Raw genomic sequence first — 23,375 nt, 5'->3', positions numbered from 1 at the left:
ATAATGCAAGAAAGTATACAACTGGTGATTGATTCGTTGCCCTTCCTGCTGAAAGGCGCAGTGTTTACGCTGCAACTGAGTATTGGCGGGATGTTTTTTGGTCTGGTGCTGGGCTTTGTGCTGGCGTTAATGCGCCTGTCGCCTCTGCTGCCTTTACGCTGGCTGGCGCGTTTTTATATTTCCGTGTTCCGCGGTACGCCGCTGATTGCCCAGCTTTTTATGATCTACTACGGCCTGCCGCAGTTTGGTATCGAGCTTGATCCGATCCCGGCGGCGATGATTGGCCTGTCGCTCAACACTGCCGCCTATGCAGCCGAAACCCTTCGTGCGGCCATCTCCTCTATTGATAAAGGCCAGTGGGAAGCCGCGGCCAGTATTGGCATGACGCCGTGGCAAACCCTGCGCCGGGCGATTCTGCCCCAGGCCGCGCGCGTGGCGCTGCCGCCGCTGAGCAACAGCTTTATCAGCCTGGTGAAAGACACCTCGCTGGCGGCCACCATCCAGGTGCCGGAGCTGTTCCGCCAGGCGCAGCTGATTACCTCGCGCACCCTGGAGGTCTTTACCATGTATCTGGCCGCCTCGCTGATCTACTGGATCATGGCGACGGTGCTGTCGGCGCTGCAAAACTATTTTGAAAACCAGCTTAACCGCCAGGAGCGTGATCCGAAATGAGTGCTATCGACGTTAAAAACCTGGTGAAGAAATTTCACGGCCAGACGGTGCTGCACGGCATCGATCTGGAAGTGCAGGAGGGGGAAGTGGTGGCGATTATCGGGCCTAGCGGTTCCGGTAAAACCACGCTGCTGCGCAGTATTAACCTGCTGGAACACCCTGAAGGCGGCACCATCCGCGTGGGGGATATCACCATTGATACCAGTAAATCGCTGGGTCAGCAAAAGGGGCTGATCCGTCGTCTGCGCCAGCACGTTGGCTTCGTTTTCCAGAGTTTTAATCTCTTTCCCCATCGCACGGTGCTGGAAAACATTATTGAAGGGCCGGTGATTGTCAAAGGCGAACCCAAAGAGGAGGCCACCGCCCGCGCTCGCGAGCTGCTGGCAAAAGTGGGGCTTTCCGGTAAAGAGACCAGCTACCCGCGCCGTCTCTCCGGTGGGCAGCAACAGCGTGTGGCCATTGCCCGCGCGCTGGCCATGCGCCCAGACGTGATCCTGTTTGATGAACCGACCTCCGCGCTGGATCCGGAGCTGGTGGGGGAGGTACTGAATGCCATCCGCCAGCTGGCGCAGGAGAAACGTACCCTGGTGATAGTGACCCATGAGATGAGTTTTGCCCGTGACGTCGCGGACAGGGCGATATTTATGGATCAGGGGCGTATCGTTGAGCAGGGCCCGGCAAAAGTGCTATTTGCTAATCCTCAGCAGCCTCGCACCCGGCAATTTCTGGAAAAATTCCTGATGCAGTAGCATATTTGTTTTTAATTGCTCCGGAATTAATCTCCGGAGCAAAATATTCACTCCTCAAATGAATGCTCCCGCGATTTTATCCCGCCATAATCAGCCTAAGTGCATAAAATGTGTAGATAATTACCCTGGGGTCGATATTTTATACATATAAATAAGATTTATGTGTTAATTTAAGAAATCATAATAATGATTATCTTTTACAGGGGTTTCTTTCAGCAGGTATGAAGGATTTAGACTTTTTTACATGGCGACGGGAATGCTATCTCCGATTTCAGGAGATGACAGCAGCCGACGAGGTATATCCCGAACTTCAGCGACAAACTCAGAGCCTGGGATACGATTTCTTTGCCCTCTGCGTTCGTCATCCGGTACCGTTCACACGACCCAAAGTGTCGGTGCATTCCACCTATCCGCAGCAGTGGATGGCGCAGTATCAGGCGGAAAATTATTTCGCCATCGATCCGGTGCTGAAACCCGAGAATTTCGTTCACGGACATTTACCCTGGAACGATGCTCTGTTCGCAGATGCCCAGTCCTTATGGGATGGCGCGCGTGACCATGGACTGCGTAAAGGGATCACTCAGTGTCTGATGTTGCCTAATCATTCGATGGGCTTTCTCTCGGTCTCCAGTACCAGCCTGTCAGCGAACATGATTGCGGGGGAAGTGGTTGAAATGCGGCTGCAAATGCTGGTGCAAATGGCATTGACGACGCTGCTGCGGCTGGAGCATGAAATGGTGACGCCACCGGAAATGAAATTCAGCAAGCGCGAGAAAGAAATTCTGAAGTGGACAGCGGAAGGGAAGACCTCGGCAGAAATAGCCATCATTCTGTCTATTTCTGAAAATACGGTGAATTTCCATCAGAAGAATATGCAGAAGAAATTCAATGCGCCAAACAAGACGCAGATTGCCTGCTATGCGGCGGCGACGGGGATTATCTGACTACACTTCTGTTCTGCGTGGCAGACGAGGAAACGGCTGAATGCATTGCGTTCAGCCGTTTTTGTTTTATTGACGGTAAGCTTGCTTGATTTGCTTAACGGTGCTGGAAAATACTTCAGCCTGAGACGGATCTTCCATCTGCGCAATCTGGCGTTCCATCTTAAGGATCACACGACCCGCGTCCGCCTGGCCCATTGCCTGCAGCATCAGGGTCAGCAGAGATTTCAGGCAGGAGACTTCCTGTGCCAGTTCTTGATTATTCTCAGCAGTGGCAAAATCAGGTGTGCTCATTTATTTTCCTCATCATAAAAACGGCGCTGGAGCGCATAGATCAAAGTTCAAGGCGGCGGAGTATACCACAAGCCATCAAGAAAAATGCAGTGGTTGTTTTTTGTGCTTATCCCCGTTTTGTTTATTTAATTAAACCGCCGTCTGCTCTGCGGTTTTTGCGAGTTCATCCCCTGATTAATGTTTGGATAAGGTGATGTAAACGTTAATTATTGTTACAAAATTATTGGGGGCATTATAAAACAGGAAAAATAGCCCTTAAATTTCGTCAATTTTTGAAAACTTCATGCTTAAAAGCGATCATAGAACCGCATTGAGCAAGGTTTCCGTTTCCAGTTGATGTACAAGTTAATTTCCAAAAAAAAGAGTCTTTTCGCAGGCATGCATTTTTTAACGTTTTTAGTTTGCGATAAAAAACGTTAATATAAGCCGAATTAACTGTCTGTAGCGTTATCCCTATTCTGGAGAATTTCCTTTGATCAACGTCCTTCTTGTTGATGACCACGAACTGGTGCGCGCAGGGATACGACGCATTCTTGAAGATATTAAAGGTATAAAAGTTGCTGGCGAGGCCTGCTGCGGTGAAGATGCCGTTAAATGGTGCCGGACGAATACTGCTGATGTCGTCCTGATGGACATGAACATGCCCGGTATTGGCGGCCTGGAAGCAACGCGTAAAATCGCGCGCGCCTGGGTTGATACCAAAGTGATCATGCTGACGGTTCACACCGAAAACCCTCTTCCTGCAAAAGTGATGCAGGCGGGCGCCGCGGGCTATCTGAGCAAAGGTGCTGCTCCGCAGGAAGTTGTCAACGCTATCCGGTCTGTCTATTCCGGGCAACGTTATATTGCTTCCGATATCGCGCAGCAAATGGCGCTCAGCCAGATTGAACCAGAAAAGACTGAATCACCGTTTGCCAGTTTGTCTGAGCGAGAATTGCAGATTATGCTGATGATTACCAAAGGCCAGAAGGTGAATGAGATCTCTGAGCAGCTTAATCTCAGCCCGAAAACGGTGAACAGCTACCGCTACCGAATGTTCAGTAAACTGAACATTCATGGCGATGTCGAACTCACTCACCTGGCCATCCGTCATGGTCTGTGCAATGCCGAGACCCTAATTAGTCAGTGAGTGAAGTGTTTGAATCCAGTGCTTTCCTGAAAACCGTCACCAGCCAGCCAGGCGTCTACCGGATGTACGACGCAGGCGGGACGGTTATCTACGTCGGAAAAGCGAAAGATCTTAAAAAGCGTCTTTCCAGCTACTTCCGCAGCAATCTTGCCTCCCGCAAAACAGAAGCGCTGGTCGCTCAGATCCAGCAGATTGACGTCACTGTGACCCACACAGAGACCGAAGCGCTGTTGCTGGAGCATAACTACATCAAGCTGTATCAGCCGCGTTACAACGTGCTGCTGCGCGATGACAAATCCTATCCGTTTATTTTCCTCAGCAGCGATACCCATCCGCGGCTGGCGACCCATCGCGGGGCCAAGCACGCCAAAGGTGAATACTTCGGCCCGTTCCCTAACGGTTACGCGGTGCGGGAAACCCTGGCGCTCTTGCAGAAGATCTTCCCGATTCGCCAGTGTGAAAACAGCGTCTATCGCAACCGATCTCGCCCCTGCCTGCAGTATCAGATTGGTCGATGCCTTGGGCCGTGCGTGGAAGGACTGGTCAGCGAAGAGGAATATGCTCAGCAGGTGGAGTATGTGCGCCTGTTCCTCGCCGGAAAAGACGACCAGGTTCTGAACCAGCTGATCGCCCGCATGGAGAAGGCCAGCCAGGCGCTGAACTTCGAAGAGGCGGCGCGGATCCGCGATCAGATCCAGGCCGTGCGACGGGTTACGGAAAAACAGTTCGTCTCCAATACCGGCGACGATCTGGACGTTATTGGCGTGTCGTTTGATGCGGGTATGGCCTGCGTACACGTGCTCTTTATCCGTCAGGGCAAAGTGCTGGGCAGCCGGAGCTATTTCCCGAAGGTGCCAGGCGGTACGGAGCTGGGGGAAGTGGTCGAGACCTTTGTCGGCCAGTTCTATTTGCAGGGTAGCCAGATGCGCACCCTGCCGTCGGAAATTTTGCTCGATTTCAATCTGAGCGATAAAACGTTGCTGTCAGATTCGCTGTCGGAGCTGGCAGGGCGGCGGGTAAACGTTCAGACCAAACCGCGCGGCGATCGAGCCCGCTACCTGAAGCTGGCGCGCACCAATGCGGCAACGGCGTTGACCACCAAACTGTCGCAGCAGTCGACCGTTCATCAGCGTCTTGTTGCGCTGGCGACGGTGCTTAAGCTGCCGGAAGTGAAACGCATGGAGTGTTTCGATATCAGCCACACGATGGGGGAGCAGACCGTGGCCTCCTGCGTGGTGTTCGATGCGAACGGGCCCCTGCGTGCGGAATACCGGCGCTACAACATTACGGATATCACCCCCGGGGATGATTACGCCGCCATGAACCAGGTGCTGCGCCGCCGCTACGGTAAAGCCATCGAAGAGAGTAAGATCCCGGACGTTATCCTGATTGACGGTGGTAAAGGCCAGCTCGCCCAGGCAAAATCGGTATTCGCCGAGCTGGACGTGACCTGGGATAAGCATCATCCGCTGTTGTTAGGTGTGGCAAAAGGTACCGATCGTAAGGCCGGACTGGAAACCCTGTTCCTGGAACCGGAAGGGGAGGGCTTTAGCCTGCCGCCGGACTCGCCAGCGTTACATGTGATCCAGCATATTCGCGATGAGTCGCACGATCACGCCATTAGCGGTCACCGCAAAAAACGGGCGAAAGTAAAAAATACCAGCACGCTGGAAACGATCGAAGGGGTCGGGCCAAAACGTCGCCAGATGTTGCTGAAATATATGGGCGGTTTGCAAGGATTACTCAACGCCAGCGTAGAGGAAATCGCAAAAGTGCCAGGTATTTCGCAAGGGCTGGCAGAAAAGATCTACTACTCGTTGAAACATTGAGGGCTCTGTAGCAACATAGGGCTAATAATTACTGACAACAAACAGTTACCGTCACTATGCGATTAAATATCCCTACGTTGCTGACGCTTTTCCGCGTCGTTCTCATTCCATTCTTTGTACTGGCGTTTTATCTGCCTTTTGTCTGGGCACCTTTCGCATGTGCGCTCATCTTTTTTGTTGCGGCAGTGACCGACTGGTTTGACGGTTATCTCGCCCGTCGCTGGAACCAGAGCACCCGTTTTGGCGCCTTCCTCGACCCGGTGGCAGACAAGGTGATGGTGGCCATCGCCATGGTGCTGGTGGTTGAGCACTATCACAGCTGGTGGGTTACCCTGCCTGCGGCGACCATGATTGCCCGTGAAATTATCATCTCTGCCCTGCGTGAGTGGATGGCAGAACTGGGTAAACGCAGCAGCGTGGCGGTCTCCTGGATCGGTAAGGTTAAAACCACCGCGCAGATGGCGGCGCTGGTATGGATGCTGTGGCGTCCAAACGAATGGGTAGAGTGGGCGGGTATTGGCCTGTTTATGGTCGCAGCGGTACTGACGCTGTGGTCAATGTTGCAATATTTGAACGCCGCACGTGGCGATTTGCTTGATCAGTGATCGTTTCGACGTAATTTTCAGCAAACGATCTGTTGGGGTGAAAATTAACGTTGACTCAAAACGTCAGGTAAGTAGAATGCAACGCATCGAACGACGGCACGGTCCGTTAGTCGATAGCAAAATCAAGTGATTAGCGTAATGACTTGATGAATGCGGGAATAGCTCAGTTGGTAGAGCACGACCTTGCCAAGGTCGGGGTCGCGAGTTCGAGTCTCGTTTCCCGCTCCAAATTTAAGACGTTCGCAATAGCGGGCGTCAGTCGCAAGACAAAAGATTTAAGGCGCGTTAGCAAAGCGGTTATGTAGCGGATTGCAAATCCGTCTAGTCCGGTTCGACTCCGGAACGCGCCTCCACTTTCTTCCCGAGGCCGGATGGTGGAATCGGTAGACACAAGGGATTTAAAATCCCTCGGCGTTCGCGCTGTGTGGGTTCAAGTCCCACTCCGGCTACCATGGGAAAGACAAGAATAATCAAAGCAATAAGCAGTGTCGTGAAACCACCGAAAGGTGGTTTTTTTGTGCCTGAAATTTACCTCAGCCTCACACTTTCCTCGTAGTCAGCAAAATTAATCACCTTTCCGTTCGACCCGCTATGCATCAGGGATAACTATTCTGTTAAAAGTATTTACTCGCTCATAAAGACATCTTCGCGAGGGGGGGCAAAATGAAAATACTGGTTTGGATTACTGCGTTATTCGCCTTCGCTGTAGCGAGCGCCTGGGCTGCGGGAGATGACGATATCATCTACGACAGCCAGGGCCATCCCATCCGTCATGATAAGCAGGATGATTAGCCCGGCAGCAATGAGCTGCGTCAGGGCTTACCAAACAGACGCGAGAGCTTCGCCCCTTTCAGGAAAATAAAGGTTAACAGCAGTCCGCCCCACAGGGCCATGGTGATATAGCTGCTTACCCCCAGAATATTCAGGCCGCTCTCCAGCATCTGCAGCAGAACAAGCGCCATCACCATGCCAAAGACCTTACCAAAGCCCCCGTCCGGGTTCACCCCGCCGAGAACCGCCGCCAGAATCGACACCAGCAGGTAAGACTCACCGTAAGAGGCCTTGGCCGAATTCAGCTTCGACATCATCAGCAGCGCGGCAATCACGCACAGGACAGAAGAGAGCACATAGACCCAGATAAGGGTTTTGCGGGTGTTAATCCCGGCGTAGTGGGTCGCCTGTTCGTTAGAGCCGATCAGGTAGAGGGTTCGCCCGAAGGCGGATTTTTCGAGGATCACCCAGAGCACGATAACCACCGCCAGAAACACCAGCAGCGGCAGCGGGACACCGAGAATACTGGTGCTGTTTATCACCAGTATATAATCCGGGAAATTAGAGATCGCCGAACCTTTGGAGATCAGGATATTAATGCCCTTCAGCAGGGTCATGATGCCCAGGGTGGCTAAAATCGGCGAAACCCGCACCACGGCGATTAAAAATCCGATCGCCGACCCAATAACCAGGGCCATGACTAACCCGGCTGCCAGCACCAGCAGCAGACTGCTGAAGGTGGGCGGATAGTGGGTGGCGACCCAGGCCATCACCAGTCCGCAGGCATTCATGGTGGCGATGATCGACAGGTTTATCCCGCCGGTGAGGATAGTCACCGCCATCGCGAGGGCCAGCACCCCGAGGATCGGCATCTGTGAGGCGATGGACTGGAAGTTAGCTGACGACCAGAACACCGAAGGAATCAGGAAGCTAAAGGCGATAACGACCGCGGCGATAAGCACGGTGAGGTAAATCTCGACGCGATCCTGGGTTTTATTGGCACTCATACGACGACTCCCTGACCTTTACGCTGACTCCATGCCGTCATGCTGATGCTGGTGACGATCACGACACCGGTGACCACCGTATGCCAGTAAGAGGAGATGCCTAACAAATTGAGGCCGTTCTGTAATACGGCCAGTAAAATGACCCCCAGCAGGGTACCCAGTAAGGTGCCGCGTCCGCCGACAATACTGGTTCCGCCTAACACCACGGCGGCGAGCACCGTCAGCTCATAGCCCAGCAGGGAGTCGGGCGCGACGGTCAACACGGTGGCGGATTGCACCACGCCAGCCACCCCGGACATCAGCCCCATATAGCCATAAACAAACAGCTGCATTTTAAAGATGCCGAATCCCATCCGGGAGGCCGCCTCGCGATTCCCGCCCATGGCGTAAATCATCCGTCCGGCGCTGGTTTTATTCATGATAAAGCCGGTTAACGCCACCACCACGATAAGGGTGAGGATCGGCAGGCTTAAGCCATAGTCGTAGCCGTCCGCGGCGGTGAATTTAAACAGCATTACTCCCTCTTCAAACCACTCCGGGTAGCTGTACAGCCAGACCCCTTTGGTGAGGTAAAGCAGCAGGCCATAGAAGATATTCAGCGTTGAAATGGTGATGATAATTGAGGGCACATTGAGGCGATTGACCAGCGTGGCATTGATCAACCCGAGCAGCAGTCCCAGCCCACCGGAGAGCGCAAAAGCAATGGCAAAGTTGCCGGTGGTGCCCTGAATCAGGGTGACCATAACGTACTGGGAAATAATCGTCATGGCCGGAAAGGAGATATCGATCCCGCCGGAGATCAGCACAATAAACAGGCCGCAGGCGAGAATGGTGAGCATGGCGTAGTTGTTGATCAGATCGTAGATATTGCCAAGGGTCAGAAAGTCGCTGCTGGCAAACGACAGGTAACCGCCAATGACGATAATGGTCAGCCCTAAAAACAGCTCATGGGTTCTCACCCCGAATGTATTAGCCATTAACCACCTCCGCCAGCGCGGCTTCTGAGGTCTTTTCCGGCAGCATTTCCGCAACGATTTCGCCCTTGCGCATGACTAAAATGCGGTGGCTGTTAAAGTATGCCTCATCGATCTCATCGGTGATCATCAGCACCGTAATGCCCTGGCGGGACAGGGCGGAGATAATTTGATAGATCCCCGCTTTGTTAGCGATGTCGACCCCGACGGTGGGGGAGTCCAGGATCAGGACCTTAGGGTTGATCGCCAGCCATTTAGCAATCGCCACGCGCTGGGCGTTGCCCCCGGAGAGCGTATTTACGGGCAGATCCACGCTGCCAATTTTAATGCTTAGTTGTTCAATTAAATCGCTGACGATGCGGTCGGCTTTAGATCTGTCTAACAACTTAAACGGCGTTTTCAGGCGTCGAAGTACCGTGGAGATAATATTGTCATTGATCGACTGGTCCATCACCAGGCCGGTGCTCATCCGGTCTTCGGAGACGTAGCCGATACCGGCGTTGATGGCATCCCGGTTGCTGGCGAAGTGCACCGCTTGACCTTCCAGCAGTATCTCCCCGGCATCGGGTTGCGTAAGCCCGAACAGGCTCAGGCAGAGCTCCGTTCTGCCTGCACCCAGCAGCCCGGTAATGGCCAGAATCTCCCCCTGATGGAGCGTAAAAGAGATGTCTTTATACTGGTGCTGTTTGGTGAGGTTATTGATGGTCAGCGCCACGTCGCCCAATTTTTCTATCGGCGGCAGCACCGCATACGAAAACTCCTTCCCGGTCATCAGGTAAGCCAGTTTTTTATTGTTAATGTCGCTGGCAGGGAAGGTGCCAACCAGCGTGCCATTTTTCAGTACGCTGATGCGATCGGAGATGGAGAGCACTTCGTCCAGACGGTGACTCACAAAGACGACGCAGATATTTCGCTTTTTTAAATCGCCGATCACCCGCAGCAGGCCTTTTACCTCCTGCATGGTGAGCGAGGCGGTGGGCTCATCCATAATAATCAGCCTGGCGTCCTGGGCAAGGGCCCGGCAGATCGCCACAATCTGGCGCTGGGCAATGGGCAGGGACTCCACGTTCGCATCCAGATCCAGCTCCGCTTCAATGCTTTTCACGGTGAGCGCGGCAATGCGCCGGATCTCTTTCTTATTCACCAGCAGATTACGGTGATGCTGGTGGATACCGATGTTCTCCGCCACGGTGAGATTGGGAAACAGGGAGAGATCCTGATAGATAACCTGGATCCCGGCTTTGACCGAGTCGATGGGGGAGAGGTGGGACCAGGTTTTACCGTCAATCACGATCTCAAATCCAGGATCGGGTTTATAGACGCCGGAAATAATTTTAATCAGCGTGGATTTGCCGCAGCCGTTCTGCCCGGCCAGACAGTGAACCTCCCCGGGAAATAACGTCAACGCGATATTATCCAGCGCCTTCACACCGTAAAACGTTTTGCTGATATGACCCAGTGAAATAAACGGCTCCATGACGACCTCTTTTGGGCTCAGACGGCACGCCCTGATCTCAGGGCGTGCCAAACCAACGAATTAATACAGGCTGTCGATATTCTCTTTGGTCACGCGCAGGACTTTGTGGAATTTGATGATGCGTTTTTCGGTATCCACATCGGCTTTACCGAGGTTCGGGATCTCCAGACCCTGAGTAATCTCTTGCCCTTTCAGGACCTTATCCGCGACGGCGGTAATGGCGTAACCCGCAGAGGCCGGGTCGTAGGTGATGCCCATGGCGATATCACCGCTTTTGATCAGCGAAGCGGCCTGGGACGGGATCATCATGCCGTACACGAACACCTTGCCTTTCGCCCGTTTCTCTTTCACCGCGCGGCCCGCGCCGATGGGCCCTTGTGAGCCAAAGGAGACAATCCCCTTCATATCCGGGTGGGCTTTCATCAGGTCGATGGTGGTGCGGCGGGCATCGTCGATATTCTCGGCCACCGGCATACGGCTGGTAACCTCATGCATATCCGGGTAGTGCTCTTTCTGGTATTTCACGAACAAATCCGCCCACAGATTATGTTGTGGCACGGTCAGGCTGCCGACGTAAATAACATAGCCTCCTTTACCGCCCATGGCTTTTGCCATCTCTTCAACGTTGTCGGCTGCGAATTTTTCGTTATCGATAATTTCGACATCCCAGTTGGCGCTGGGTTGACCGGGGGATTCATTGGTTAATACCACGATGCCAGCCTCGCGCGCCTTTTTAAATACCGGCTCAAGGACATCGGCATCATTCGGGACAATACCGATCGCTGAGACTTTTTTGGCGATGAGATCTTCAATGATTTTAACCTGCTGCGGGGCGTCGGTGCTGGAAGGGCCTACCTGAGAGGCTTTAATGCCCAGATCTTTACCCGCCTGGGTGACACCTTCCCCCATGCGATTAAACCAGGGCATGCCATCAATCTTTGAAATATTTACCACTTCAATTTCTTTCGCCATTGCTGAAGTGGAAAAGACCATCAATCCGAGCAAACCAGCCGACAATAATTTTGTTAAGCACATTTTACTCATTTCATACCTCTGAATGGTGGTGAAAATAAATGACAGTGATAACGTTGTTTCGCAGTTTGACCTGGCCGCGTTCATTTTTAATATTAGGAGAAAATAATGCTTCCCTCGCAGACTTTGTCCCCGGAAATACTATGGGAAATAGCATCTTAAAGCTGCGTCTTTAAAGATTTAACAGTAGGGTTTTCATATTTATAATGTTATGGAACTACTGGCTTATGGCATGGACGATTATGCCAATGCTCTGTTTTGAGATTCCCGTCACCTATTATGATGCGCGCGGCGCGTCTGTTCTCTCACTCTGCCCGGCAATTTTCAGGGGTAATCCCCCTTTTTTTGACCTTACACCTGTACAACAGGTGCTGAAAAGCGCCTAATACCCACTCTAAAATTTCTCTCATTCACAGTTAACAGGTCTGTTATTGATGAATAAACCCCATCGCTTTGCGCCAGTGCCTGTCTGCTGTGATGTGCCTCTGTGCTGCCGGCCCGTTTCGCCGACGCCAGATTCATTTTCAAGGGACAGATAGCCATGCAGCGTCGACAATTTCTTAAAAACAGCGTTCTTCTCTCTGCCGCAGGTTTAGTGGGCCCGGCCGTGGCCAGCCAGACGGTGAAAAGCGGCTCACCGCTAGCCGCACCGGTGATGCGCCGCCGTTTTGTCTTATCGCAAACCTATAAACTTGCACCACCGCAGGGCTCCAGCGGCGTGGTAAAACTCTGGATCCCGCTTCCGGTGGATACCGCCTTTCAGCAGATGACCGGGCTGTCGTTTACCGGCAACTACCAGCAGGCATACGTCACGACTAACAATACCTACGGCGCCAAAACCCTGTTCGCCACCTGGCCGAAAAGCGAAGGCGAGCTGCTGCTCCAGCTCGATCTGGAGATCGAAACGGCAGACTGGGAGCCGCTGAAACATGACGCGCTGAAAAACTGGCAGGCACCGGAGCAGATTGTTTACCCGCTGGCGGTGAAGCCGTATCTGCTGCCAACAACGCATACCCCGGTCGATGGCCTGGTGCGCGAAACGGCGGAGAAAATCACCGCAGGCGAGACCGATCCGCTGAAGAAAGCGCGGCTGATTTACGAATGGGTCAGCAGCCATATGGAGCGTGATAACGACGTGATTGGCTGCGGCACCGGCGATGTGGCGACCATTCTGCAAAGCGGCAAGCTCAGCGGCAAATGCACCGACATCAGCTCGGTATTCGTCGCGCTGGCGCGCGCCAGCGGTATCCCGGCGCGGGAGCTTTTTGGCATCCGTCTGGGCAGAGCCAACAAGCTGGAGCGCTACTCTGCCAGCGCCTTCGGTAAAGCCGATAGCGCGGGCGTGGCGGACGTCAGCGGCGGACAGCACTGTCGGGCGGAGTTTTATCTGGCGGGTTACGGCTGGCTGCCGTGCGATCCGGCGGACGTCACCAAGATGCGTCTGGCGGAGAAAAAAGCCCATCAGGATCCGGATGTGCAGGCGGTGAACGCTTATCTGTTTGGCAACTGGGAGATGAACTGGGTGGGCTTTAACTACGGTCGCGATTTTGAACTGTACCCGGCGACAGAGCAGGGCGCAGTCAACAACTTTGGCTATCCCTATGCCGAAGTGGATGGCGATCCGCTCAATTTCTACGATCCAAAGGTGTTTGCGTATAACTATGTCTCCACCGAACAACGCTAAGGGGGCAGGTCTCACCCTGCTGACGGCAGCCGCGGCTGCCGTGACCGCCGGGCTCTGCTGTGTCGGGCCGCTGTTGTATCTGCTGTTTGGCATTTCGGCGGCCGGTTTTGCCGGGCTCAGCCAGCTTGAGTTCCTGCGCATTCCCATGATCGTGCTCTCCCTTGGGCTGATGCTGCGGGTGTTCTGGCGGCTCTATTTTTCTAAACGGCTCTGGTGTACCGGGCGCTTAACCCTGGGGCAGATGCGATTCCTGTTCTGGCTTTCGCTGCCGGTGCTGCTGCTGGTGCTGTTCTACCCCACGGTAGTGGCCTGGGTTTATGAGGTGATGGAATGAAACGACTGTTGACTGGCGTATGTTTACTGCTGCCGCTGTTTGCCCACGCTGCGAATCAAAAGGTCGTGCTGGATGTGCAGGGCATGACCTGTTCGCTGTGCGTGATTTCGGTTAACCAGGCGCTGCGTGAAACGGAAGGGGTCGTGAAGGCAAAAGCCTCATTAAAGACCCGACAAACCGAGGTTATCGTCGCGGAAGGTTTCCCGACGGAGACTTTATTAAAGGCAGTGGCAAAAACCGGTTATTCGGCATCGCTAAATCATATTGAAAAGCTGTAAATATAATGCGAATTCATTATGGTTTAATATTTAATTAGTGTATTTCGGCCTTTCCCTGAAAGCGGGAAAGGCGCATTACCACACAATGATGTATCAATTATGATGATACGCCTTCAGTTTTATAAATATACTGTTACAAGACGTTGATCTTACCGCCCGCGCACTCTATCTTTTGGTGAGTTTCTCTCTACAGCGATCCACTTTTATCCCTGTATCGCCTTTACCGGCGGTTTGTTGATCCTTGCCGTCAGCGTTTCGCTGCGACATATTGCGGGTTAGGATAAATATGAATATAACAGCCAGCAAATATACCCTCTGGATGCGCGATATTACGCTTAATCCCTGGATCGCTTTTTATTTTCTACAGTCGGTCCTGATCAACTCTTCTTTCGGCTATTCATTCAGCCCGATCTATTCGGTGGCATTTTGCTGCGTGCTGTTAGTGCTCTGGAGAATAACCCCCGGTTTGCAGAAAGGGGTTATTGCCCTCTGCACACTGCTGGCCGCCCTTTACTTTCCTTTTCAACAGGCCTATGGCGCGCCAAATTTCAATACGCTGTTAGCATTACATTCCACCAATTTTAATGAGTCCGTGGAGATCCTGACGATATTCCCGTGGCACAGCTACCTGGTGTCACTGGTTATTCTGGCGTCAGGCGTGGTTGCGCTGCGGCGCAAAATTGTACCCGGACAGGTCTGGCGCCGTGTCGATATGCTGTGTCTGGTTTTTGCCGTGCTCTGTTTCTTTATGACCCCCCTTAAAAACCTGGTGTACTGGGGACACTTTACCCTGATGGATGTGGGCTATCCGGTGTTCCGCTTTGTGAAGGACGTAGTCATCAACAATCGGGAAGTGGTCACAGAAAAAGCGCATATGCTGGAGCTGGCCAAAATGAAGGACAACTGGACCGTGCTGGCGGTAAAGCCTCGCTACCAGAACTACGTGGTAGTGATCGGCGAAAGCGCGCGCCGGGATGCGCTGGGGGCCTTTGGCGGGCAGTGGAATAATACCCCCTTTGCCAGCACCGTGAAGGGGACGCTGTTTACCGATTTCGTCGCCGCCAGCGCCTCCACGCAAACCTCCCTCGGGCATTCCCTGAGCCGGGTAAGCGGCGGCACCCCGGAGTATCAAAACAACTTCGTCACCCTGGCGAATCGCGCCGGATTTCAGACCTGGTGGTTCTCCAATCAGGGGCAGATTGGCGAGTACGACACGGCCATTGCCAGTATTGCGAAGCGTGCGGATGACGTGCAGTTTCTCAGAAAGGGTTATTACGAAGATGAAAACAATCCCCGGGATGAAGCCTTACTGCAGATGACGCAGCAGGTGCTGTCGGCTCCGCGAACGGAAACGCGGCTTATCGTCCTGCATCTGATGGGTTCTCATCCGCAGGCCTGCGAACGCACCCAGGGAAAATACGCCGAGTTTGTGCAGTCGAAAGAGACCTCCTGCTATATCTACAGCATTACCCAGACCGACGCCCTGTTAAAGCAGCTTTATCAGCAGCTGCAGAACACCGGTGAAAGTTTCTCAATGGTCTACTTCTCCGATCACGGTCTCACCTATAAGGGCCGCCTGACCGGGGGGCAATATATGGCTCACGGTGATGCTTACCAGCAAAACTATCAGGTGCCGTTTATGATCCTGTCGAGCGACGATAAAGAGCATCGCCTGATCAAAGCCCGGCGTTCCGCCAATGATTTCCTCGATTTCTTCTCGGTGTGGACCGGGATCCAGGCGAAAGAGCTGACGCCAACATACCCGTTTGTTTCTGAGCAGGAGGCGGGTAAATCCTGGGTGACCAACTTTAAGCTGCAAAAAGTGGACTATGACCAGCTCCCGGACGACCTCCATCCATAGTGATGCACAGTTATGCATAGTCATGCCAGCCAGGGAGGCCTGACTGGCCAGGGACTTTGCCTACGCGCCACCCAGATAGGCTTTTCTGACATCCTGATTGCCCAGCAGCTCTTCGCCGCTGCCGCTGAGGCGGATCTGCCCGTTGACCATCACATAACCGCGGTCGGAGAGCTTCAGGGCGTGATGCGCATTCTGCTCGACGAGGAAAATTGTCATCCCGTTGCGCGTCAGCTCCCGCAGGGTCTGGAAGATCTGCTTCACCACGATGGGCGCTAGCCCCAGGCTTGGCTCATCCAGCAGTAATAATTTGGGGCGGCTCATCAGGGCGCGGGCGATGGCCAGCATCTGCTGCTCGCCGCCGGACATGGTCATTGCCCGCTGTTTACGCCGCTCCTTCAGGCGCGGAAACAGGTCAAACATCGTCTGCAGGTCCTCCGCCGCGTACTGGTTACCAATGGGGATCGTGCCCATCAGCAGGTTCTCTTCGACGGTCATATCCGGGAAGATGCGCCGTCCTTCCGGGGCCTGGGCAATGCCCCCCGAGGCGACATAGTGGGTCGATTTATGGCTGATATCGTTGCCGCAAAAGAGGATTTGCCCGCTGCGTACCCGCGGCTGGCCGAAAATCGACATCAGCAACGTCGACTTTCCCGCCCCGTTAGCGCCGATCAGCGCCACGGTCTCGCCCGGGTGCACCTGCAGGGAGACCTGCTTCAAAGCCTGGATCACCCCGTAGTACACGTCCACCTGACGAAACTCCAGCATTGCCTCACTCATACGCTGACCTCGCTCTCGTCGGTGCCCAGATAGGCGGCAATGACTTTTTCGTCGTGCTGGATCTGCTCCGGTTTTCCCTGGGCAATCACATCCCCGTGGTCGAGCACGATGATATGATCGGAGATCTCCATCACCATCCCCATGTCATGCTCAATCAGCAGCACCGTAATGCCATGGTTATCCCGCAGATAGCGGATGATGTTGCTCAGGGTATGGGTCTCCACCGGGTTCAGCCCGGCGGCGGGCTCATCGAGACAGATCATCTCCGGCCCGGTGCACATGGCGCGGGCGATTTCGAGCCGCCGCTGCTGGCCATAAGACATCTCCCCCGCCAGCCGGTTGGCGCAGTCCACCAGGTCCACCACCTCCAGCCAGTAGAATGCCCTGTCCAGGGCGTCGCTCTCCGCCCGGCGATACGCGGGCGTGTTCAGCACCCCGGCCAGCAGGTTGCGGTTCACCCGCATGTGCTGGGCTACCAGCAGGTTCTCCACCACCGACATCTCCCGGAACAGGCGGATATTCTGGAAAGTACGCGCCAGCCCGGCCCGGTTCACCAGGTGGGTGCCGCCAAACATTTTGTAGAACAACCGCTGGCCGAACCGCGCCGGGTTGATCCAGTCACCGGGCTGGAATTTCTGTCCGAGGACCTGAATCACGTTGGTGGTTTTGCTCCGGGTGTTGAACAGAATATTGCCCCCGGAGGCCCGATAAAAACCGGTCAGGCAGTTGAATACCGTGGTTTTGCCCGCGCCGTTCGGCCCAATCAGGGCGGTGATGGAGCCGCGCTGTACCTCAAGATTGACGTCGTTTAATGCCTTAATGCCGCCAAAGTGCATCATCAGATGCTCCACGCTCAAGATGGTCCCGTTCATGGTGCCACGCCCTTACGCACCGCAAAGCCGGTGCGGTTGATGCGGATCAGCCCGCGCGGGCGCCAGATCATCATCACCACCATCAGGACGCCAAACAGCAGCACGCGGTATTCGGCAAAGGTACGCAACAGCTCCGGGGTGACGGTCAGGACAAAAGCCGCCAGCACCACCCCGACGGTGGAGCCCATCCCGCCTAACACCACGATGGCGAGGATCAGGGCCGACTCAAAAAAGGTGAACGAGGTGGGGTTAACAAACCCCTGATACGTGGCGAAGAACACCCCGGCGATCCCCGCCGTGGAGGCCCCGAGGGTAAAGGCCGAGAGCTTCACCAGCACATGGTTAAGGCCCAGGGAGCGACAGGCAATTTCGTCTTCGCGCAGCGCTTCCCAGGCGCGACCAATGGGCATCCGCGTCAGGCGGTGCTTGATGTACAGCACCAGCAGCACCACCAGCAGCAGAATGGCGTAGATAAAGATGAACTTCAGGTTAGGGTTAAACGTCAGGTTGAAAAATTCATGGAAAGGCACGCCGCCATCTTTCGCCCGGCGGCCAAACTCCAGCCCGAACAGGGTAGGGGGCGGGGCGGAGATACCGTTCGGCCCGCCGGTAAAGGTGAGCCAGTTGTTCAGCACCAGGCGGATGATCTCCCCGAAACCGAGGGTCACAATCGCCAGATAATCGCCGTGCATTCGCAGCACCGGGAAGCCGAGCAACGCGCCGGCGGCGGCGGCCATTAGCGCCGCCAGCGGCAGCATGCTCCAGAAGCCGAGCCCCAGATACTGATAACCCAGCGCCAGCCCGTAGGCGCCAATCGCGTAAAAGGCGACATAGCCCAGATCCAGCAGCCCCGCGAGCCCGACCACGATGTTCAGCCCGAGCCCGAGCAGGACGTAAATCAGGCCGAGGATCGCCACCGTCAGCACGTATTTGGTGGCGACAAACGGGAAGCAAACCGCCAGGGTGACGATCAGCGGCAGGATCCAGCGCATCCGGCTTTTGTACTCCGGCGGGCGCACGTAAACCCCCGAGTTATCGTTATCGAAACGCGCCAGCACGCGTCTGCCCGGCGCGGTCATTAAGAAGGCGCTGAGTAAAAAACGCCCGGTCATCACCGTGGCGATGATCCACACCAGCCGCCGCCCTTCGAAGTTAAAGCTGTAGCCATCCAGCACCACGCCCGCCACCGGACCAAAGATAATCAGCGCGACCATCCCGGCAAAAATGGCATCGAGGATGCAGCGTTTGAGTGAAAACCCGTCGTGATCCACGGGCTGCGAAACGATCTGTGACGTCATTTTGCTTCCCTCATACTTTGGCCACCACAGGGCGGCCAAGCAGTCCCTGAGGACGGAAAATAAGGATCACTACCAGCAATCCAAAGGAGAACACATCTTTATAATCGGAGTTCACCATGCCCGAAAACTGCGCCTCGGCAATCCCGAGGATAAGCCCCCCTAACATGGCGCCGGGCAGGGAGCCGATCCCCCCGAGCACGGCGGCGGTAAAGGCCTTAATCCCGATGATAAACCCGGCGTAAAAGTCAAAGGTGCCGTAGTTCATGGTGATCAGCACCCCCGCCAGTCCGGCCATCGCCGCGCCAATCACGAACACCAGGGAGATGATCCGGTCGGTGTTGATGCCCAGGATCGACGCCATCTTGCGGTCCTGCTGCACCGCGCGACACATCCGCCCTAAACGGGTGTTACTGATTATCCAGGTGAGCACCAGCATGCCGGTGAAGGAGGCGATCAGGATGAAGACTTTGGTGTAGGTGATCTGCACAAAGCCCTCGCCAATGTGAAAGCGCAGCACGCCGTCCAGCATGGTGGGCACCCCTTGCTGGCGCGGCCCCTGGCTTAACTGGGCGTAGTTTTGCAGGATCAGCGACATGCCGATGGCGGAGATCAGCGGGGCCAGACGCGTGGAGTTACGCAGCGGTTTATAGGCGATGCGCTCGATGGTCCAGCCGTACACCCCCGTCACCACGATGGTAAAGACCAGCGTGCCGAGGATCAGCAGCGGGAAAGATTCCAGCCCGAAGAAGGAGAGGAGCGCCAGGCCGATAGCGCAGAGGTAGGCGGAGATCATATAGACTTCGCCGTGGGCGAAATTAATCATGCCAATAATGCCGTATACCATGGTGTAGCCGATGGCTATCAATCCGTAGACGGAGCCCAGCGTTAAGCCATTGATTAACTGCTGCAGAAAGAAAGTTTCCATCATCGCGCGCTCGTGTTTCAGGCCGCGGGGGAGGCGGCCCGTTGGTTATAGTGCGTCGGTATGTCGCCATACCGACGTTGAGCGTGATTCCGTCCGGTTACTGCACTTCCTTATATTTGCCTTTGTCGTCCCACTGATACACCACGTAGTCGGAGACTTTCAGGTCGCCTTTGCTGTCCCAGGATTTTTTGCCCATTACGGTATCCACCGAATTGGCCTTCAGCCATTCGCTGGCTTTGGCCGGATCGGCACCGCCTGCGGCTTTAAAGGCCGCTGCAATGGCCTGTACAGAGGCGTAGGCGTAGAGGGTGTAGCCTTCCGGCTCGAACTTGCTGGCGCGGAACTTCTCGATCACCGCTTTGCCTTCCGGGATCAGACGCGGATCTTTGCCGAAGGTCATATAGATGCCATTGGTGTACTGCGCGCCGCCGGCGGCAGTGACCATCTCTTCGTTGACGATGCAGTCCCCGGAGAAGAATTTCGCCTGCACGCCCTGCTCACGCATCTGACGCACCAGCGGACCCGCTTCCGGATGACAGCCGCCGAAGAAGACCACGTCCGGCTTCTGGGCACCAATTTTGGTCACCAGGGCGTTAAAGTCTTTTTCACCGCGGGACAGCCCTTCGTACATCACGTCCTTAACGCCGCGTTTCGCCAGCGCCGCTTTGGTGGCATCCGCCAGACCCTGACCGTAGGTATCTTTGTCGTGGATGATCGCCACCCGTTTGGCTTTTAGCTTATCAATAATGAAATCGCTGGCGACCTGTCCCTGCTGGTCGTCGCGCCCGCACATGCGGAACATGTCGCTCATGCCCCGCTCGGTGATCTGCGGGTTAGTGGAGCCGGGGGTGATGGCCAGCACGCCCGCGTCGTTATAGACCTCAGAGGCTGGCATGGTGGAGGAGGAGCAGAAGTGGCCGACCACGGCTTTGACTTTATCCTGGTCTACCAGACGGTTGGCGACCGAGACGGCCTGTTTCGGTTCACAGGCGTCATCGCCCTGCACCAGTTTGATCTTCTCGCCATTAATGCCGCCTGCGGCGTTAATGTCTTCCGCAGCCTGGGTTGCGCCGTGCCAGTACTGATCCCCGTACGTTGCATTCGGCCCGGTAAAGGGACCCGCCACACCGATCACAATATCAGCCTGGGCGGAAAACGCCGTGACCAGGCAGCCTGCCATGACAAGAGAAAGAGGACTTCTGATGAATTTCAGCGACATTATTATGTACCTTTTCTGAGTGATTTTTTGCACGAACCCTGTGTAGTCGTACGCCCTGAGGCGTACCCAATCCAAAACGCATTGCACTAAATGGACTGCACTAAACGGACGACAAACTGCAGAAACAGGCGAGGTTGTCTGACGCATCTCCCCGACAGAACAATGTTAAGCAAAATGGTTGCCAGAACGGGCAGCGTATTGCCATGTTTAGACAATTTTCAGTATAGAGCGCCGTTTTAAGCCCCCCGGCGCCACGAAGTGAAATTACAGCGGGGATCACATCTCATTAACAACAAAGCCCATAAGTTGTGCAACGGTCACGATTTGCGCCGTTTTGCACCAGCATAGCCCGTGCAATTAGCAGGGGAGGCGCGGTTTCTGTGTTACCCTGCACGCAATTCTATTCTGCAGGAGAAGTACCATGAGCGAAGGCCCGTTAAACGAAACCGAAATGGAGTGGCTGGAAGAGACCCTGATGACCTACGGCCATGACGACGAGTCCATTATGGACGTCTCAGAACTCGACGGTATGCTGACCGCGGTACTGTCTGGCCCGGTGGTGGTGGAGCCGGACCGCTGGCTGGTGGCGGTATGGGGTGGGGAGAAAAACATTCCGCGCTGGAAGAACGAGCGCGAGATGAACCGCTTTATCGATCTCTGCTTCAAGCACATGAACGATATCGCCGAGCGTCTGAGCGACTACCCGGATCAGTTTGAACCGATGTTCGGCATGAACGATGTCGAGGGGCAAACCTATACCGTGGTGGAAGAGTGGTGCTTCGGCTATATGCGCGGCGTGGCGCTGACCGACTGGTCATCCCTGCCAGAATCCCTGCGTGCCGATCTGAATCTGATTGCGCTGCACGGTTCGGAAGAGAACTTTGAGCGTCTGGATACCTTAACGGAAGAGGAGTTCCAGGCGAGCATCGATAACATCCGCCCGGCGGCGCTTCGCCTGTATAACTACTGGAGCGCCAACCCGCAGGAGCCGGTCGCTCAGCAGCCGGTGATCAACGGGACAAAAGTGGGGCGCAACGACCCTTGTCCGTGCGGCAGCGGCAAAAAATTCAAGAACTGCTGTCTGCATTAACAGCGCTCGGCGGCGCTTCGCTTGCGCGGGCCTGCGGGGATAGCAGGCCGGGTAAGCGTGGCGCCACCCGGCGATTATTTATCCCACCTCTGGCAACAGCCCGGCTGCAATGCCGAACTGCACGAGAATTATCGCGATCCCGCAGGCAAAGACCAGACAGAGCGCAGGCTTACCCCCCGGCACCCGGTAATCGCCTTCAGGATGGTGTTTACGGCTTTGCCAGACCAGCAGCGACGGCAACAGCAGAGCCAGTACCGCCAGTGCCACCCCCGCATAACCTAACGCCATTACAAAACCCCGGGGATAGAACAGCGCAAAGGCCAGCGGCGGCAGGAAGGTGATCGCCCCGGTCTGGATACGTCCGCTGACCGTACGGCTGCGCTGGAACAGGTCTGCCAGATAATCAAACAGACCCAGTGCCACGCCGAGGAAGGAGGTCGCCAGCGCGAGGTCGGCAAAAAGATGCACCGCCAGCTCAACGTGCGGGGATGCGACCACTTCGCGCACCGCCTGCAGCAGGCCGTTCAGCCCGCTATGGCTGGCCAGCATCCCCATAAAGCTCGACGAGTTGATGCTGCCGAGCGTCACCAGCTGCCAGAAGATGTAGGCCACCAGCGGAATGGCGCTGCCGGTCATAAAGATCCAGCGCAGCTTACGCACGTTACCATTCATGTAGCTGACAATGCTCGGCACACTGCCGTGAAAACCAAACGAGGTAAAAATCACCGGGATCGCCGACAGCGCTAACCCTTTCTCCAGGGGAAGCGTCAGTAAGTTGACCTTATGAATATGCGGCGCCAGCAGCGCCAGCATCACGACCAGGAAAATGATTTTTGCCGAGAACAGGAAGCGGTTGAACAGATCCACCAGCGACGTGCCGACGCAGACCACGCCGCCGCCAATCAGGGTGAAGAAGATCACGCCGGTGGTGGGAGCGATATCGGCGTTAAACCAGTCGTTGACGCTGGAGGCAATCAGCTCCCCGGCGCCGCTGATATAGGCCGCGGTGAGGGCATACATCAGGAACATCATGCTGAAGCCAGCGATCCACTGACCAAACCGCCCCAGATAACGCCCGGCAAGCGTCCCCAGCCCGGTATCGGCGGGAACGTGCTGATACACCTCAAGCAGCAGCAGGGCGGTGTAACACATCAGCGCCCACAGAACGCCCAATAATACCAGCGTTACGCCAAAGCCGACGCCCGCCGCCGCCAGCGGCATCGCCAGCATCCCCGCGCCAATCGTCGTTCCGGCGACGATAAAAATACTACCCAGCGTTCTGTTCTTCACGTTTTCCTCTAAAACCCGACGTCATGACGACAAAATCTGCGGCGCAGAGTAAGGGAAAAGCGAAGCTTCGTCAAACCGGCGTTACAACCTCTGTAAATTTAACTTTACGAGTTTAGCTTTAGTCCAGCCCAGGTCGTATGTCCATAAAAGGGGGTTATTCACCCGGTTCATAAGCGACGTTTCTTATAAATAATCAAAAAAGTGAGGCGGCGATGGCGGGGAGGGTAGAGAGAGGTTGGTTTAATACAACATAAAACTGCGCCATTA

The 23,375-nt window shown here is 55.0% G+C and carries 23 protein-coding genes and 3 tRNA genes; 15 read left to right on the top strand and 11 right to left on the bottom strand.

Annotation, left to right across the window (positions count from 1 at the left end):
• Positions 1-3: 3 nt before the first annotated feature.
• From tcyL to sdiA, 3 genes are all read left to right on the top strand, one after another.
• The gene (tcyL, locus tag NB069_RS14085; RefSeq protein WP_250584503.1) at positions 4-672 is read left to right on the top strand and encodes a cystine ABC transporter permease; all 669 of its coding nucleotides are present in this window, start codon (positions 4-6) and stop codon (positions 670-672) included.
• The gene (gene tcyN, locus NB069_RS14080; RefSeq protein WP_250584501.1) at positions 669-1,421 is read left to right on the top strand and encodes an L-cystine ABC transporter ATP-binding protein TcyN; all 753 of its coding nucleotides are present in this window, start codon (positions 669-671) and stop codon (positions 1,419-1,421) included. Before tcyL ends, tcyN begins: the two co-directional genes overlap by 4 nt.
• A 221-nt stretch (positions 1,422-1,642) precedes the next feature.
• The gene (gene sdiA, locus NB069_RS14075; protein WP_250584499.1) at positions 1,643-2,365 is read left to right on the top strand and encodes a transcriptional regulator SdiA; all 723 of its coding nucleotides are present in this window, start codon (positions 1,643-1,645) and stop codon (positions 2,363-2,365) included.
• 66 nt (positions 2,366-2,431) lie between these two features.
• Here sdiA and NB069_RS14070 read toward each other — a convergent pair whose 3' ends face one another.
• A complete protein-coding gene (locus tag NB069_RS14070; RefSeq protein ID WP_250584498.1) occupies positions 2,432-2,656 on the bottom strand; it encodes a DUF2594 family protein in 225 nt (74 codons plus the stop codon).
• 472 nt (positions 2,657-3,128) lie between these two features.
• Here NB069_RS14070 and uvrY point away from each other — a divergent pair, with 472 nt between their 5' ends.
• The 7 genes from uvrY to NB069_RS22500 all read left to right on the top strand — a co-directional run bounded on the left by uvrY (position 3,129) and on the right by NB069_RS22500 (position 7,011).
• A complete protein-coding gene (uvrY, locus tag NB069_RS14065) occupies positions 3,129-3,785 on the top strand; it encodes a UvrY/SirA/GacA family response regulator transcription factor (protein WP_039030889.1) in 657 nt (218 codons plus the stop codon).
• Positions 3,782-5,614, top strand: a complete 1,833-nt coding sequence (uvrC, locus tag NB069_RS14060) for an excinuclease ABC subunit UvrC (RefSeq protein ID WP_250584496.1) — start codon at positions 3,782-3,784, stop codon at positions 5,612-5,614. The genes uvrY and uvrC overlap by 4 nt, the downstream gene beginning before the upstream one ends.
• A gap of 56 nt (positions 5,615-5,670) precedes the next feature.
• Entirely contained in the window at positions 5,671-6,219 is a 549-nt protein-coding gene (gene pgsA / locus NB069_RS14055; protein WP_032612063.1) for a CDP-diacylglycerol--glycerol-3-phosphate 3-phosphatidyltransferase, read from the top strand.
• A 152-nt stretch (positions 6,220-6,371) separates the two neighbouring features.
• Positions 6,372-6,447 (top strand) — tRNA-Gly (locus NB069_RS14050).
• Positions 6,448-6,498: 51 nt separating this feature from the next.
• Positions 6,499-6,572, top strand: a tRNA-Cys gene (locus NB069_RS14045).
• 12 nt (positions 6,573-6,584) lie between these two features.
• A tRNA-Leu gene (locus NB069_RS14040) sits at positions 6,585-6,671 on the top strand.
• A 211-nt stretch (positions 6,672-6,882) separates the two neighbouring features.
• A complete protein-coding gene (locus tag NB069_RS22500; RefSeq protein WP_284677017.1) occupies positions 6,883-7,011 on the top strand; it encodes a hypothetical protein in 129 nt (42 codons plus the stop codon).
• Between the two features lie 20 nt (positions 7,012-7,031).
• Here the strand turns inward: NB069_RS22500 and NB069_RS14035 are convergent, their stop codons facing one another.
• From NB069_RS14035 to NB069_RS14020, 4 genes are read right to left on the bottom strand one after another with little or no spacing between them, the layout of a single operon-like run.
• Positions 7,032-7,997 (bottom strand): ABC transporter permease, encoded by a 966-nt coding sequence (locus NB069_RS14035; RefSeq protein WP_250584494.1) that lies wholly within the window; start codon positions 7,995-7,997, stop codon positions 7,032-7,034.
• Positions 7,994-8,974 (bottom strand): ABC transporter permease, encoded by a 981-nt coding sequence (locus tag NB069_RS14030; protein WP_250584492.1) that lies wholly within the window; start codon positions 8,972-8,974, stop codon positions 7,994-7,996. Before NB069_RS14030 ends, NB069_RS14035 begins: the two co-directional genes overlap by 4 nt.
• Complete coding sequence (locus NB069_RS14025; RefSeq protein WP_250584490.1) at positions 8,967-10,448, bottom strand: sugar ABC transporter ATP-binding protein; 1,482 nt, start codon at positions 10,446-10,448, stop codon at positions 8,967-8,969. Before NB069_RS14025 ends, NB069_RS14030 begins: the two co-directional genes overlap by 8 nt.
• Before the next feature lie 60 nt (positions 10,449-10,508).
• Positions 10,509-11,492 carry an autoinducer 2 ABC transporter substrate-binding protein gene (locus NB069_RS14020; RefSeq protein ID WP_250584488.1) on the bottom strand — a complete coding sequence of 328 codons (984 nt, stop codon included), beginning with the start codon at positions 11,490-11,492 and terminating at the stop codon, positions 10,509-10,511.
• A gap of 529 nt (positions 11,493-12,021) precedes the next feature.
• Here NB069_RS14020 and NB069_RS14015 point away from each other — a divergent pair.
• From NB069_RS14015 to NB069_RS14000, 4 genes are all read left to right on the top strand, one after another.
• Complete coding sequence (locus NB069_RS14015) at positions 12,022-13,164, top strand: transglutaminase-like domain-containing protein (RefSeq protein ID WP_250584486.1); 1,143 nt, start codon at positions 12,022-12,024, stop codon at positions 13,162-13,164.
• Positions 13,142-13,498, top strand: coding sequence for a mercuric transporter MerT family protein (locus NB069_RS14010; protein WP_250584484.1), 357 nt, complete (start codon positions 13,142-13,144; stop codon positions 13,496-13,498). Before NB069_RS14015 ends, NB069_RS14010 begins: the two co-directional genes overlap by 23 nt.
• Complete coding sequence (locus NB069_RS14005) at positions 13,495-13,776, top strand: heavy-metal-associated domain-containing protein (protein WP_250584482.1); 282 nt, start codon at positions 13,495-13,497, stop codon at positions 13,774-13,776. The genes NB069_RS14010 and NB069_RS14005 overlap by 4 nt, the downstream gene beginning before the upstream one ends.
• A gap of 286 nt (positions 13,777-14,062) precedes the next feature.
• Positions 14,063-15,637, top strand: coding sequence for a sulfatase-like hydrolase/transferase (locus NB069_RS14000; protein WP_250584480.1), 1,575 nt, complete (start codon positions 14,063-14,065; stop codon positions 15,635-15,637).
• A gap of 60 nt (positions 15,638-15,697) precedes the next feature.
• Here NB069_RS14000 and NB069_RS13995 read toward each other — a convergent pair whose 3' ends face one another.
• From NB069_RS13995 to NB069_RS13975, 5 genes are all read right to left on the bottom strand, one after another.
• Positions 15,698-16,414, bottom strand: a complete 717-nt coding sequence (locus NB069_RS13995; RefSeq protein ID WP_250584478.1) for an ABC transporter ATP-binding protein — start codon at positions 16,412-16,414, stop codon at positions 15,698-15,700.
• Entirely contained in the window at positions 16,411-17,286 is an 876-nt protein-coding gene (locus NB069_RS13990) for an ABC transporter ATP-binding protein (RefSeq protein WP_250584476.1), read from the bottom strand. Before NB069_RS13990 ends, NB069_RS13995 begins: the two co-directional genes overlap by 4 nt.
• Positions 17,283-18,584 carry a high-affinity branched-chain amino acid ABC transporter permease LivM gene (livM, locus tag NB069_RS13985; protein WP_250584474.1) on the bottom strand — a complete coding sequence of 434 codons (1,302 nt, stop codon included), beginning with the start codon at positions 18,582-18,584 and terminating at the stop codon, positions 17,283-17,285. The genes NB069_RS13990 and livM overlap by 4 nt, the downstream gene beginning before the upstream one ends.
• A gap of 10 nt (positions 18,585-18,594) precedes the next feature.
• Entirely contained in the window at positions 18,595-19,509 is a 915-nt protein-coding gene (locus NB069_RS13980; RefSeq protein ID WP_250589520.1) for an ABC transporter permease subunit, read from the bottom strand.
• Between the two features lie 97 nt (positions 19,510-19,606).
• Entirely contained in the window at positions 19,607-20,728 is a 1,122-nt protein-coding gene (locus NB069_RS13975) for a branched-chain amino acid ABC transporter substrate-binding protein (RefSeq protein WP_250584472.1), read from the bottom strand.
• A 421-nt stretch (positions 20,729-21,149) separates the two neighbouring features.
• Here NB069_RS13975 and NB069_RS13970 point away from each other — a divergent pair, with 421 nt between their 5' ends.
• Entirely contained in the window at positions 21,150-21,818 is a 669-nt protein-coding gene (locus NB069_RS13970; protein WP_250584470.1) for a YecA family protein, read from the top strand.
• A 78-nt stretch (positions 21,819-21,896) separates the two neighbouring features.
• On the opposite strand, the gene tyrP is transcribed toward NB069_RS13970, so the two are convergent.
• Complete coding sequence (tyrP, locus tag NB069_RS13965) at positions 21,897-23,108, bottom strand: tyrosine transporter TyrP (RefSeq protein ID WP_250584467.1); 1,212 nt, start codon at positions 23,106-23,108, stop codon at positions 21,897-21,899.
• Between the last annotated feature and the right edge of the window lie 267 nt (positions 23,109-23,375).

The organism is Leclercia adecarboxylata (assembly GCF_023639785.1).
Lineage (GTDB): Bacteria > Pseudomonadota > Gammaproteobacteria > Enterobacterales > Enterobacteriaceae > Enterobacter > Enterobacter adecarboxylatus_D.
Note: the sequence above shows the minus strand (reverse complement) of the source record. Positions and strands in the feature narration are given on the sequence as shown.